9 protein-coding genes and 1 pseudogene are annotated in these 14,567 nt (G+C 26.4%); 9 read left to right on the top strand and 1 reads right to left on the bottom strand.

Annotation, left to right across the window (positions count from 1 at the left end; translation table 11 throughout):
• The first annotated feature begins 14 nt into the window (after window positions 1-14).
• Window positions 15-779, top strand: a complete 765-nt coding sequence (gene istB, locus ACUN06_RS10975; RefSeq protein WP_148325070.1) for an IS21-like element helper ATPase IstB — start codon at window positions 15-17, stop codon at window positions 777-779.
• 34 nt (window positions 780-813) lie between these two features.
• Here the strand turns inward: istB and iscB are convergent, their stop codons facing one another.
• Complete coding sequence (gene iscB, locus ACUN06_RS10970; protein ID WP_449389792.1) at window positions 814-1,509, bottom strand: RNA-guided endonuclease IscB; 696 nt, start codon at window positions 1,507-1,509, stop codon at window positions 814-816.
• Between the two features lie 535 nt (window positions 1,510-2,044).
• On the opposite strand from iscB, the gene ACUN06_RS10965 reads away from it, so the two are divergent.
• The 8 genes and pseudogenes from ACUN06_RS10965 (at window position 2,045) to ACUN06_RS10930 (ending at window position 13,938) form a co-directional block, all read left to right on the top strand.
• Window positions 2,045-3,163, top strand: coding sequence for a deaminase domain-containing protein (locus tag ACUN06_RS10965; protein WP_294367610.1), 1,119 nt, complete (start codon window positions 2,045-2,047; stop codon window positions 3,161-3,163).
• A 174-nt stretch (window positions 3,164-3,337) separates the two neighbouring features.
• Window positions 3,338-4,067, top strand: a pseudogene (locus tag ACUN06_RS10960) (aminoacyl--tRNA ligase-related protein); the annotation flags it as partial.
• A gap of 478 nt (window positions 4,068-4,545) precedes the next feature.
• On the top strand, window positions 4,546-7,050 hold the full coding sequence (locus ACUN06_RS10955; protein ID WP_449389791.1) for an SBBP repeat-containing protein: 2,505 nt from the start codon (window positions 4,546-4,548) through the stop codon (window positions 7,048-7,050).
• A gap of 361 nt (window positions 7,051-7,411) precedes the next feature.
• Entirely contained in the window at window positions 7,412-8,137 is a 726-nt protein-coding gene (locus tag ACUN06_RS10950) for a YczE/YyaS/YitT family protein (RefSeq protein ID WP_449389790.1), read from the top strand.
• Between the two features lie 242 nt (window positions 8,138-8,379).
• Window positions 8,380-9,216, top strand: a complete 837-nt coding sequence (licT, locus tag ACUN06_RS10945; RefSeq protein ID WP_291732861.1) for a BglG family transcription antiterminator LicT — start codon at window positions 8,380-8,382, stop codon at window positions 9,214-9,216.
• Between the two features lie 371 nt (window positions 9,217-9,587).
• A complete protein-coding gene (locus ACUN06_RS10940; protein ID WP_331893255.1) occupies window positions 9,588-11,456 on the top strand; it encodes a beta-glucoside-specific PTS transporter subunit IIABC in 1,869 nt (622 codons plus the stop codon).
• Between the two features lie 21 nt (window positions 11,457-11,477).
• Window positions 11,478-12,917, top strand: coding sequence for a 6-phospho-beta-glucosidase (locus ACUN06_RS10935; RefSeq protein ID WP_449389789.1), 1,440 nt, complete (start codon window positions 11,478-11,480; stop codon window positions 12,915-12,917).
• Between the two features lie 160 nt (window positions 12,918-13,077).
• Window positions 13,078-13,938 (top strand): Cof-type HAD-IIB family hydrolase, encoded by an 861-nt coding sequence (locus ACUN06_RS10930; RefSeq protein ID WP_294399143.1) that lies wholly within the window; start codon window positions 13,078-13,080, stop codon window positions 13,936-13,938.
• Window positions 13,939-14,567: the final 629 nt, after the last annotated feature.

Here is a 14,567-nt window from a genome sequence, read left to right as displayed (position 1 = left end):
AATAGGAGGATAATATGAATAACTATGTTAAATTACTAAATAATCTTGAGGAGTTAGGATTGCTTAATATCAAAGCTAGTATTGATAAATATATAGATCTAATTAACTCTGGAAATAAAAGTATTGTTGATGCTCTTTATGAGTTAAGTAATTTAGAAATTAATGCAAAATCTGATAGAGCTATGCAGGCATGTGTAAAAGTTGCTAACTTTCCATTTTTAAAGGAAGTTACAGATTTTGATTTTGATTTTCAACCTGCAATAAATAAGCAGCAGATACTTGATTTAATGACTTTAAGATTTATAGAAAATAAAGAAAATATATTATTTGTAGGATCATCCGGCGTGGGTAAAACCCACCTGGCGACCTCTATTGGAATAGAATGTGCTAAGCATCGATATTCAACATATTTTATATCTTTTCAGGATTTAATTTCTCAATTAAAGAAAGCTTTATCTGAAAATAGATTAGATATAAGACTTCGTCATTTTTGTAAATATAAGATTTTAATAATAGATGAAATAGGATATTTACCTATAGATATTGATGCAGCAAATCTTTTCTTTCAATTAATATCTAAAAGATATGAAAAACATTGTACAATAATAACTACTAATACTAATTTTTCTAAATGGTCTGATATTTTTGGAAATTCCGTTATCGCAAATGCGATATTAGATAGACTTTTACATCACTCTCATATTATATCTGTAAAAGGACCTTCTTATAGAACTAAATCAAAATTAGAACATTTAGAAAGCTCTTTGACTAAGATGTAAATTCTAATTATTGTACATAATTATTTTCCACTTTTTATACAAAAATATATTGACATTTACATTCGCTTCGGTATCTAATGTGATGAACTTTTAATATCTGCTCTTTCTTATCTTTATGTTTGCAGTTTGGATTTTGACACTTATGACCGTCCCTGTGAAGGACAAACTCTCTCACATTCCAAAAACCAAACATATCCCCATTTTGATAATCAATACCAGAAATCAAATCATCTTTCATCTTTTGAATATCGAAATTAGCAACTTCAATAGTAATTTTCTCTATTGGAAGTATATTTTTTAAATAATCTATAAATTTAATGTGAGTATCCAGTTTGTGCTTTAAAGATGGAGCTAACCATCCTTTTTTCTTAGACTTAACTCTATTATTCCATCTAGCTTTTCTATATCTTAATCTACTTCGTCTAATTCTTCTATATGAAGCTTTTTCTAATAATCTTTTTTTCATTCCTTCAAGAAGTTTAACTTCTCCAGCAATATATTCTTGTTTTGCGTCTATGACGCTAAAACCGATATTAGAATATCCACTATCTACACCCAAATTTAGTTTTTGTGTATATTCAGTTTTAGTTTTGTATGTTAGCTTAACCACAAAAGGTCTTAAACTTACAACTTTAGCCTTCTTTTGTTTAAGTAGCTTTCTAGCTTTTGCATTAGATGTAGGCATAAGAGCCTTTCCATCTATACTTTTAACATAAACCATAAAAGTCATTCCTTTTAAATTAATCTCGCCCGAAGGCGGTAAGCTCCCTTCGTCAATGTTATCCAGAGGTTTTGTATACAAGCAACACTTCTCCTGCCATCAGAGATGTTTAATCGCTTACCACAGAGCTTAGAACTTGGGAAACATTCTAAGGTGTCTATATATTCTCCAGTAACGTAGTATATTCGCTGTGCAAAGCACATTCCGATATACTTAGGCTATTCAACCATCACATTCGCCCGAAGACTATGCAATACTACTTTCAGAGGAGAGACTAGGGACTTTCATCCCAAGCCCCTATCCCTTTAGGGTAGTGGGCTGTTGACATTTTATTTTTTAATTATATTAATAGGAACAAAAATAATTAGCTTTTAATACTATGTATTATAAGTAAAAAAATATATATTTACTCTATTAAAAAGTTGAAATTTGTAAATTTACATAAGAAAAATTGATGAATTTATATTATATAATACTATAATACAGTAATGTAATTATTATATAATATAGAAAATATGAAAATGGTATCAAATTAGAGGAAAATATGAAAGTAAAAAATAATAAAAATAAAAGAGTTAAAATTTGTGATATTAGAGATTTAAATAAGGCTTTAAACAAAGAAGGGTATAATATTAAAATATCAGATTATGAGGATTTTAAAGAGTTTTTTGTAAAAAATTTTAATATAACTGATAAATTATTTAATGAAATTTATAAAGTGATTAATGAAAAAATTATTACTTATAAGGTGAATGATGTTAATGATTTTATAATGTACATAAATAATATTATGATATTTGAAGAAGAACATAAAATTTTATGTGAAAAAATAAGCAACATAAAAGTACTTAATATTAATAGAGTTGAATATGATAGAACTCCAAGTGCTCAAGATGATGTTGAGCATATATTAAAAATAATAGAAAAAACTAAAAAATATATATCAAAAAAAATTAATAAAGAAGGGAAATTTAGATTAGAAGAATTAGAAAGAGAAATTAATAAGGATTATATTTATTCAAAGGATATAGAGTTGCTAAAAAAAATGATTCTTTTTAATAATAAAAATATTTATGAGGAATATGATGAGTTTAATCAAACAAAAAGTGTATTTATTGAAATGCCAAAAAAAATAAGTTTTGATTATGTAATGGCGCAAAAGGGAAGTGTTGAATATCATCAGCATATAAATAGTTATATTCCAAGAATGAGAAGATTAATTAAAAATATGGATAGGTATCTTATAAAAGAAGAGGAAAATGGTATTTTTAAAATAAATCAAAGCAGTACAATTCAGGATTCTGTTAATATAGCAATTGCAATATTTAATGGAAGAGAATTTAGGGCTGTTAGTGGGAAAAATGATATTAAAAATAGTTGTTTATTAATACCACCAGGAGAAGAGAAGTTTGAAAGTTGTAAGGTTAATAAAGTTGGGAAATTGGGAATTGGATATAATAGAGTTAATGATAGTGAAAAAAAGATAATTGAAGAAATAAATAATCTTATAGATTTAGGAAAGATACCAAGTGAAGGTGAGTTAGTTTTATATAGTAAATGGGAGCCGTGTCCAAGTTGTTATTATGTAATTAGTCAATTTATTAAAAAGTATCCTAATATAAATTTCAAAATTATGTATAATAAAGAATATGGTGATGGATAATAAGTTTATAAAAAAATACAAAAGTGGTAATATTAATTAAGTTTTAAAGAATACTTAAGTAGGAAGAAAACGGAAGTGAAAAAAATAAGATGCTTCAAAGAATTTATGGTATGGCATTTGATAACAAGGGTATTTTAAAAGAATATTTAAATTTATAAAATAGAAACACATTAGTATAGAGATTTACCTATGATAGTTGGTGAACTTGGAAGAGTTCATAGACATGAGTTTTAAGGTGTATTGCATGGACTTATGAGAGTAAGAGCATTTACCCAAGATGATGATCATATATTTATGTTACCTGATCAAATAAAATCAGAAATTAAATAAATGAAGGCAATGGAGCATTTTATTGGCCTAAAATAGATTTTCATCTTGAAGATAGTTTAGGAAGAACATGGCAATGTGGAACTATTCAGCTAGATTTTCAATTGCCTCAAAGATTTGAATTAGAGTATAAGAGTATATTGGAAGTGATGGTGAAAAACATAGACCAATAGTTATTCATAGAGTTATATTTGGAAGTATTGAAAGATTTATTGGAATATTAATTGAAAATTTTGCTGATAAATTTCCAACATGGCTTGCTCCAGTTCAAGTTAAAAATTTGCTTATTTCTGATAAGTTTGAAAATTATGTTGAGAAAATTAAGATAAATTTAGAAGAAGCAGGTATAAGAGTTGAAATAGATTCGCGTACTGAAAAGATAGGATATAAAATAAGAGAAGCTAGAAATAAAAGAGTTCCTTATATGATTATTATTGGTGAAAAGGAAGAAGATAATAAAACTGTATCTGTAAGAAGCAGGGATAATGGTGAAGAAGGAGAAGTGGATTTAACTTTAATGTGCGAAATTCTCCCATCTTCTATAAGTGGGAGATGGATAGCACTTGACGATAAGTAAACAAGAGTAGTATGTTGTAATCAATAGTAATTAACTACTGGTAGAGCTCCTATTGAATATAAGAAGTAATTAATGAAAAGAGAGATTATCGTAATGGTAATCTTTTTTTATGGAATTTAATTTTTATAAAATGTTTGTGAAATGTAATTAAATTAAGTTAGGAATAGGAAGTTATATAAGAATAGTTTTATTAGTATATGATTCTGTTATATCAAAATGTTGTTAATATATTAAGGTATAACCAACAACATTTTGATATAACAGAGTAATATATATAAAATCAACTAACTATGAAACATTAAGAAATACAAAGCATGCTAATATTTGCACAATATAAAAAGTTAATATTATAACCTTTTTATCTTAATAACCTTTTACAATCTTTAAAAATATATATAAGGCAATATGGTGATAAATAAAAATTAATATACATAAGTTTAATATATAGCAAATTTATTAGTAAAGGAATTGAGGGATAATGAATAATATAAAAATATCAAATGTATTAAATAGTTTGCCATTAATATTTGAAAAAAATATTGGGCAACATGATGAAAAGATACAGTTTGCATTAAATAAAAAGGAATGTACAACATTTTTTAATGATAATGAAATAATATTATCCTTTAGGAGTAATGAAAAAATACAAGAGTTAAAAGAACTAGAAAATAGCTTAATATTAAATGAAGAAGATAAAAAATATAGTAAATATGGAATAAATATTTTAAGGGTAAGTTTTGAAAATGGAAATAAGTCTCCTCAAATAATAGGAAAAAATGAATTCAACTGTAGATTGAATTATTTTAAGGGAGAAAATAGTTTGAATTGGAAATGTTCCATACCATTATATGAAAAATTACTTTATAAAGAAATATATAAAGGAATAGATATATTATATTATGAAAGTGAAGGGACAATAAAGTGGGAGTTTCAAGTAAGCTCCAAGAAAAGCTTAGATAAAATATTATTAAATTTTCAAGGTGCCAATAATATATATTTAGATGAAGAAGGAAATATAAATATTAATATTAAAGAAAATATATTAAAAATATTAAATCCAAGGGTAACTCAGGAAGATGGCAGTTGTGAAGTAACAGGAAACTTTGAAATAAATGAAGAAGGCAAGGTAAAGTTTTGTATACAAAACTATGAAAATGAAAAAAATTTAAAAATTACATTACCAATAGTATTTGAAAAGTTTAATTCTACTTTTGTAGTTGATAGAGGAAATTCAATAGCTGTAGATGAAAATAAGTGTATTTATATTACTGGAGAAATAGGGATCCAAAAGTATCCGAATAAAAAGCCACATAAAAATATTTTAGAGGCTAAGGACTATAGTGCATTTTTAGTAAAAATAGATAGCAGTAAAAAAGGACAATCTGCTTTGAAATATGCAGCATATATAGGTGGAGAAAAAAATGATGAAGGAGTAGGAATTGCTGTAGATGATGAAGAAAATGTATATATAGTAGGTTCAACAAATTCAGAGTATGAATTTCCAATAACAGAAAAATCATATGCATCTAATTATCCAGGTGGAAATAGTACTGGTTTTTTAATTAAGATAGATACTTCTAAAGTTGGTTTAAATAGTTTTATTTATGGAACATATTTAGGGGGAAACTTATATGATTATGCTTATTCAGTAGCTATAGATAAAAATAAAAATGTATATGTATGTGGCTTAACAAATTCAAGTTTAGGATTTCCTATAACTGAAAATGGATATAAGAAATTTAATTGCGAATCTGTAGATGTTGGGTTTTTATTAAAATTAGATATATCTAAAAAAGGAAAAGAAGCATTATTATATGGAACATACTTTGGAGGAAATGATTCTACTAATTTTTCAGCTTTAGCAATAGATCAAAATAATTACGTTTATATTACTGGTATTACTCAATCTTCAGATTTTCCTGTAACAGAAAATTCATATAAAACTAAAGTTACAGGGGGGCTAAGTAGTGCTTTTATAACTAAATTTGATTTAGAAAAAGATGGAGAAGAGGGAGTATTATATTCTTCATTATTATGTGGGAATGGTGAAGAAGCAGGATATGGAATTGCTGTTGATTTAGAAGAAAATGTATATATAACAGGAACAACTAATTCAAGAGAAGATTTTCCTATAAGTGAAAATGCATTTCAAAAAAATATTTATGCAATAGAAGGTTCAGGATTTTTTATTAAGCTTGATACAAAATTATGTGGAGATAATGGTCTGATATATGGAACATATTTAGGGGGGAATGGAAGTGATGTATGTTCAGATATAAAGATAGATTCTAATGGATATGCATATATATGTGGATTTACAACATCTACAGATTTTCCTGTAGAAGGTTATGATAATGGTTGGGTTAAAGATGGATATAATTCTTTTTTTATAAAAATAGATCCAAGTAAAGAAAAAAGAAAATCATTATTAGGTGGAAAGTTTTTAAGAAAGAATATAAGTGATTTTGCATTAGCAATGGCTATAGATAATAATTTAAATTTATATATTACAGGATATTCTCATTCAATTTCTAAAAGTATGGAAAAAAGAGAAGGAAATTATTATGAAGAGGCTGCAATAGGAATGATTAAAATTGATGCAAGGATTTGTAATTTAAGTGTTACAAAGTCAAGTTATAATAACCAAGCAAAAATTGGTGAAATAACAGAATATGAAATAAGTATTATTAATAATGGGCCAGACAAAGCGAAAGATATTAAAATTATGGATGTGATTGGGGATGGAAAGGCTATAAAAGAAATAGAAGTTTCAAAAGGAGAAATTAGCAATATTGCTAAAAAGATAATATGGAATATTAGGGAGTTAAATATAGGAGAGAGAGCATGGGCGACTATAAGGGTAAGAGTATTAGATAATAGTGAATCAATAAAAGATAATAATTTTATTAATTTAAAAGATAATATATATTATTCAAAAGAGTATATTAAAGAATATATGGATGAATGTATTTTAAATAAATAAGATAAAAATAAAGTAAAAGTCCTGCTGTAGTAGACTAAACTTTGAAGTTTTAAATTATATATTCTAAATAAGTAAAGCAATAATCCCATTTATATTAAAGTATAAGATTAAATGGGGTTTTTTATGTTTAGAAAAATATGAAGTTTTTGAAGTGATAAGGGGAGTAATATTTATGAATTTTAAAATTTAAAACTATAAAATTGATATTACTAAGTAGAGGAATATCTTACTTTATTTATTAAATTAAAGTAAGCTTTTGACAAAATAGGGAGTGTTATATAAAATAATAATTGCACACTTAAATAAAATAATATAGTCAGAACACTTAGTTGAAGAAAAATAATAGTAAAGGGTGAAAAAATTGAAAGAAGTAAGTAGATTAGTAAAAAGATTAGTATTATTCTTTATTGGAATGAGTATAATTCAATTTGGAGTTGCAGTATTTTTGCAGACAAGCATAGGATCTGATCCATTTACTGTTTTTACTCAAGGATTGGCAACGGTTCTAAATAAAACGGGATTAAAAGAATTTTCAATAGTACAAATGATTTCAGGAAGCACAGAAGTTACACCTGGTGTAGCAAATATGATAATATTAATAGCATTATTTATAATAATATTATTAACTGATATGAAGCGTATAAAAATTGGAACATTAATATGTGTTGTTGGAGTAGGACCTATAATTGATTTAAATGTTAAGTTAGTATCTTATTTTCCAATTGAATCTGCTAATATTTTAATAAAGATGTTAATAGTTTTAGCGGGATGTTTTATAATTTCAGCAGGATTTTCTATAATGTCTGAAAGTGATATAGGAGTAGCTCCTAATGACATTATTCCATTTATAATAAAAGATAAATTAAATTTTCAATATAGATGGGTTAGAATAGCATTTGATGCAACATTTTTAATTGTTGGATTTATTCTTGGTGGAAAGATTGGAATGGGGACAATTATTTCAATGTTAGCAATAGGGCCATTTATACAATTTTGTTTACCATATGGCAAAAATTTAGTTGAGTTTATTATCAATGAAAAAGATGACTCAGATAATGATTCAAATTTAACAGTGGAATTAAATTAAAAATATATTGACAATGTTTACATTTGTTGATAAAATTAAAATAAGTTAATAGTGAAGTCCATTTTGGGATTGTTACTGAGTAAGCAGGCAAAACCTAAATTGATACCAAATATATGTATATTAATTATTTTTATATGATGATTATATGTATTATTTGATATTGATTTAGGTTTTTTTGTATAACTTTAATTAAGTTTAATATCTTAAATTAGTGAATATAAAAATGAGGAGATTATACTGATATGATCATAAATAAAGTATTAAATAACAATGTTGTGACAATTATAAGTGAAAATAGTGAAGAAGCAGTTGTTATGGGAAGGGGTATAGCTTTCCAAAAGAAAAAAGGCGATGAGATTGATGAGAGTAAAATAGAAAAAATATTCGTCTTAGAAAATAAAAGTATAAATGAAAAGTTGCTTACTTTAGTGAATGATATTCCAGCAAAGTATTTAGAAGTTGCAGAAAATATAATAAAATATGCAGAAAATAAGTTGGGTACAAAGTTAAATGAAAATATTTATTTAACACTTACAGATCATATTAGTTTTGCAATTAGTAGAGCAGAAAAAAACTTAGAAATAAAGAATGCAATGCTTTGGGATATTAAGAGACTTCATAAAGTTGAATTTGAAATTGGAATCCATGCATTAAAGATTATTGAGGAGAATTTAAATTTTGAGTTACCAGAAGATGAAGCAGCATCAATAGCAATGCATATTTTAAATGGTGAACTTGATCAAGAAATGCCAGAAATAGTAGATATGATTAAATTAATTGAAGAAATATTAAAGGTGGTAAAGTATCATTTTAATATTGAATTTGATGAAGAGTCGATTAATTATTACAGATTTATTACTCATTTAAAATTCTTTACTCAAAGACTATCTAGTGGAAGATATTATGAAGATAATGATAATGATTTATTTGACATGATAAAACTTAAGTATCCAAATTCTTATGAGTGTGTAAAAAGAATTGAGGGATTTATAAAGCAAAAATATTGTACTCAATTAACTAAAGAAGAAATGCTATATTTAATAATACATACAGCTAGAGTAGTACATGAAAATTGTTAAAATTAAATATAATTTTAATACTTTCCATTAGGATTGTTACTGATTCGATCAGGCAAAACCTAAATTAATAATTAAAATTAAGCAGTAGATATGATAATTCATTAGAATAATTTATTAAGGTATTTATCATTTTATTTGAAGTAGAATGCTAGAAGTAATCATATCTGTAGTTTTAATTTTAAAAGTTAGTTTAGGTTTTTTTATATAATTTTTTATTAGCTGATAATTAAATTGTGGAGGTGATGATTAGGAAAATTAATATAACCTTAGAAGTTTCATAGGATTGTTACTAGGTTAGGCTAGGCAAAACCTTAATTCTTCAAAATTTTAAATTTTAGAAAATTAAAATATTGAAAGCGAGGAATTAAGCTATGAATTATGAAAATTTAGCAAAAGAAATATTAAAAAATATCGGTGGACAAGAAAATATATCGAATTTAACACATTGTGCAACAAGATTAAGATTTAATCTTAATAATGTATCAAAGGCAAATACAGAAAAAATTAAAAAAATTAAAGGTGTAATGGGGGTTGTAGATAAGGGTGGACAATATCAGGTAATTATAGGTAATGATGTGAATTATGTTTATAAGGAAATAATTAAAATTGCCAATATTGAAGGAAATGGTGAATATAAAGAAGTAGATAATCGCAAAACTATTGCAAAGGTTATAGATACTATTACTGGGATATTTACCCCAATATTACCAGCTATTACGGCAGCAGGTATGATGAAAGCAGTGCTTGCATTATTAACAGCTTTTAAATTAATTTCTACTGGCTCTCAAAGTTATCAAATATTTAACTTTATGGCTGATGCAGCATTTTATTTCTTACCAATATTTTTAGCAAATTCAGCAGCTAAGAAATTTAAATGTAATCCATATTTAGCTATGATGCTTGGAGGAATATTACTTCATCCAACATTTGTAACAATGGTTAATGCAGCTAAGGAAACAGGTGAACCACTAGCTATTTTTGGATTACCAATTACTTTAGCTTCATATAGTTCAAGTGTTTTACCAATAATACTTGGTATTTGGTTTATGTCATATGTTGAACCAATTGCAGATAAAATATCACCAAAGGCTATTAAATTTTTTACAAAACCATTAATTACAGCAGTTATTTCAGGAATAGTAATTTTAGTCGTAATTGGACCTATTGGTTATATAGTAAGTGATAAAGTTGGATTAGGAATAAAAACATTAGAATCTTATGCTAGTTGGTTAGTACCTACTTTACTAGGAGGGTTAACACCATTATTAGTTATGACAGGAACACATTATGGACTTATACCAATTGGAATAAATAATCGTATGACTATGGGATATGATACTATAATATATCCAGGTATGTTAGCTTCAAATGTATCTCAAGGTGGAGCAGCTTTAGCAGTAGCAATAAAAAGTAAAGACAAAGAAGTTAAACAATTAGCATCTTCTGCTGGAATTACAGCAGTTTGTGGTATTACAGAACCAGCGTTATATGGTATAAATTTAAGATTTAAAACTCCATTATATGCATCAATGATTGGTGGAGCAGTTGGGGGATTATTTTTAGGGTTATTTAGAGTTTCTAACTATTCAGGAGGATCTCCAGGATTCTTAACATTACCAAGTTATATTGGTGGAGAAACTATGATGAATTTTGTATATGCATGTATAGGGGCTGTAATAAGTGTATTTGTTGCATTTGTTGCTGGATTAATATTATATAAAGATAAAGTAGAAGCTATAGAAGATGAATCTTTAGGAGAAGTTTCAGTAGATAAAGCACCATTAATGAATAAAATTACTATTGCTAGCCCATTAAAAGGAAATATAGTTCCTTTAAATGAAGTTAAGGATGAAACATTTGCATCAGAAATGATGGGGAAAGGTATTGCTATTAATCCAACAGAAGGAAAGGTAGTATCACCAATAAACGGTACAGTTCAAATGATATTTAAAACAAAGCATGCAATTGGATTAAAATCAGAAGATGGAGCTGAAATTTTGATTCATATTGGTATGGATACAGTTCAATTAGATGGTAAGCATTTTACTGCACATGTTAAAGATGGAGATAAGGTTAAAGTTGGAGATACTTTAGTTGAATTTGATATGAATGCTATAAAAAATGAAGGTTATGAATTAATTACACCTGTTATTATCACAAATACTATGGAATATTTAGAAATAGTACCAAAGGACATTAAATCAGTTAATACAGGAGAAACATTGATTACAATACTTTAGTAAATAAAAGAGGAGATAGTTATGAATAATAATTTTAATAAATTTCCAAAAGATTTTCTGTGGGGAGGAGCTTTAGCTGCAAACCAATGTGAAGGTGGATACAAAGAAGGGGGAAAAGGATTAACAACTGTTGATCTTTGTCCAGCTGGAGAAAATAGAAGAAAAGTTATGGAAGGTAAAATTGATATTTTAAGACCTATTGAAGGAGAGTATTATCCATCACATGAGTCTATAGATTTTTATCATAGATTTAGAGAGGATATAGTATTATTTGCAGAGATGGGATTTAAATGTTTAAGAATATCAATTGCTTGGTCAAGAATATTCCCTCAAGGAGATGAAGAAACTCCAAATGAAGATGGATTAAAATTTTATGATGAAATGTTTGATGAAATGATTAAACATGGAATAGAACCAGTAGTTACAATATGCCATTTTGATACTCCAATTGGAATTATCGAAAAGTTTGGTGGGTGGAAAAATCGTAAATTTGTAGATTTCTATTTAAATTATTGTAAGGCTATCTTCACAAGATATAAGGATAAAGTTAAGTATTGGATGACATTTAATGAAATTAATATGATATTACACCTACCATTTATGGGGGCTGGTGTTAGATTTGAAGAAGGGGATAATGAACTTCAAATTAAGTATCAATCAGCTCATCATGAACTTATAGCAAGTGCATTAGCAACTAAAATGGCACATGAAATAATTCCAGGAGCTATGATAGGATGTATGCTTGCTGCTGGAGCAACTTATGCATATAGTTGCAATCCAGAAGATGTGCAAAAAGCTATGGATAAGGAAAGGGAAAATTTATTCTTTATAGATGTTCAATCAAGAGGAGAATATCCTGGTTATGCAAAGAGATTCTTAAGAGAAAATGGAATTGAGCTTGTATTTGGTGAAAATGATGAAGAAATATTAAAGAGTAATACTGTAGACTTTATTGGATTTAGTTATTATTCAAGTAGATGTGCAAGTGTTGATCCAGAAATAATTAATGGAAAAACTTCAGGGAATGCCTTTAAAACTGTAAAGAATCCATATTTAAAGGCATCAGAATGGGGATGGCAAATTGATCCACTTGGATTAAGAATAACGTCAAATCAATTATATGATAGATATCAAAAGCCATTATTCATAGTTGAAAATGGATTAGGTGCTATAGATACTCCGGAAGAAGATGGAACTATAAATGATGATTATAGAATTGAGTATTTAAGTGAACATGTTAAAGCAATGAAAGAAGCAATTGCAGATGGAGTTGATTTAATAGGATATACTCCATGGGGATGTATAGATTTAGTATCGGCATCAACTGGAGAAATGAAAAAGAGATATGGATTTATTTATGTCGATAAAGATAATGAAGGAAATGGTACTTTAAATAGAAGTAAAAAGAAGAGTTTCTATTGTTATAAAAAAGTAATAGAAACTAATGGTGAAGAACTTTAGTAATTAATTAAGAAAATGGATTGCATTTTATTTATAATATGTGATCCATTTTTTATGTTACTTAATAAATTTAACTTTATTATTTATATCTTATATAATAAAGTTTGGTATAATAAATAATATAAAATAACATTAAGGATAAGGAGTAGGCGAATAAAATATGATAAAATTAATAGCAAGTGATATGGATGGAACTTTATTAAATGATGATCATATGATATCTGAAGAAAATTTAAAAGCTATAAGAAAAGCACAAGAAATGGGAAGGCATTTTACAATCGTAACAGGAAGAGATTATGATACAGTAAAGCCATATTTAGAAGAATGCAATTTAAAATGTGAATGTATATTAAGTAATGGTGCAGAATATAGAGATATAAATGGTAATGTAATTGAAAATGTCTATATGAATAAACAAAGTGTAAAAATAGTATTTGATATATTAAATGAAGCAGGATTATGTATTCAATTAATGACAACTAATGGAGCATATATGACTAATAAAGAAAGTGATAAAAAAGCTGTTATAGAAAGATTTAAATTATTTAATCCAAAGATGAATGAAGAAGAAGTAATTGAGTTTGTTAATAAATTTCATGCAGAAAGAGGAATGAAATTTTTAGATGATATTTTTGAAATTATAGAAACAGATATAGAAATTTTAAAAATTATTACTTTTGATAATGATGAAAAATTAATAGCAGAATTAAAGAATAAAATTAAAGAAAACACATCAAATTTAGCAGTTGCATCAACTTTTTCTAATGATATTGAAATAAGTGATATTGAAGCTCAAAAGGGATTAATATTAGCTAAAGCAATTAAAAAAATGGGAATAGATAAAAATGAAGTAATTGTTCTTGGGGATAGTTTTAATGATTATTCAATGTTTATTGAGTTTGAAAATTCTTATGCTATGGAAAATGCAATTCCAGAAATTAAAGAAATAGCTAAATATATTACAGATACTAATAATAATGATGGGGTAGCTAAGGCAATTTATAAGTGTTTAGATGAGTAATGTAAAGCAGCAATCTTACAGTTGTATTGTGAGATTGCTATTTTATATTTTATATTCAAATTTGTCATTAAGTAATTAGTGACATTTATATGACATCTATTAATTGAACTAATAATGGTACTAATATAAAATTAATATTGGTTATATTTACAAGAAATAAAACTTATTTACTAAACTTTAATGCGACTAAGGATTATTTATATTATTGAGACAGTTCGCCCTTAATTATATGTAAATATAACCTAAAAATGAAGAAGAAAGTAGGTGTCAAAAAGGAAATTAATCTTTATATAAAGCGCCAGGACTCTTATGAGTTGACGAGGATGGGGAGTATCGAATTCTTCGGCGGGTGCCCCACGGTATCGCACTACCGTTAACGACTAGTAAAACTACAGAGTGATTTGTATGACAGGTCTAGTTTGGTGTTAAAACCTTAATTGTATTTTTTAATGTCATATTATTTGTATGTATTTTTACAATGTTTGAATTAAATTATTACAATGATTTTTTTGATGGATGATTATTATAACATTGATTTCTTTTATGAAAGTTATAAAGATAAATATATTTTTATAGTATAAATTTTAATAATAATCAATTTTAACTTTAAGAGTAAATTAAATCCATCT

The organism is Clostridium sp. ETTB3, assembly GCF_053571985.1.
This window is presented reverse-complemented; position numbering and strand designations above follow the sequence as displayed.

What these genes read in the sequence shown, in the direction of transcription:
- ACUN06_RS10940 (WP_331893255.1), top strand. Translation starts at nt 9,588, where the DNA reads ATGAATTATGAAAATTTAGCAAAAGAAATATTAAAAAATATCGGTGGA.
- ACUN06_RS10935 (WP_449389789.1), top strand. Translation starts at nt 11,478, where the DNA reads ATGAATAATAATTTTAATAAATTTCCAAAAGATTTTCTGTGGGGAGGA.
- ACUN06_RS10955 (WP_449389791.1), top strand. Translation starts at nt 4,546, where the DNA reads ATGAATAATATAAAAATATCAAATGTATTAAATAGTTTGCCATTAATA.
- licT (WP_291732861.1), top strand. Translation starts at nt 8,380, where the DNA reads ATGATCATAAATAAAGTATTAAATAACAATGTTGTGACAATTATAAGT.
- istB (WP_148325070.1), top strand. Translation starts at nt 15, where the DNA reads ATGAATAACTATGTTAAATTACTAAATAATCTTGAGGAGTTAGGATTG.
- ACUN06_RS10930 (WP_294399143.1), top strand. Translation starts at nt 13,078, where the DNA reads ATGATAAAATTAATAGCAAGTGATATGGATGGAACTTTATTAAATGAT.
- iscB (WP_449389792.1), bottom strand. Translation starts at nt 1,509, where the DNA reads ATGACTTTTATGGTTTATGTTAAAAGTATAGATGGAAAGGCTCTTATG.
- ACUN06_RS10965 (WP_294367610.1), top strand. Translation starts at nt 2,045, where the DNA reads ATGAAAGTAAAAAATAATAAAAATAAAAGAGTTAAAATTTGTGATATT.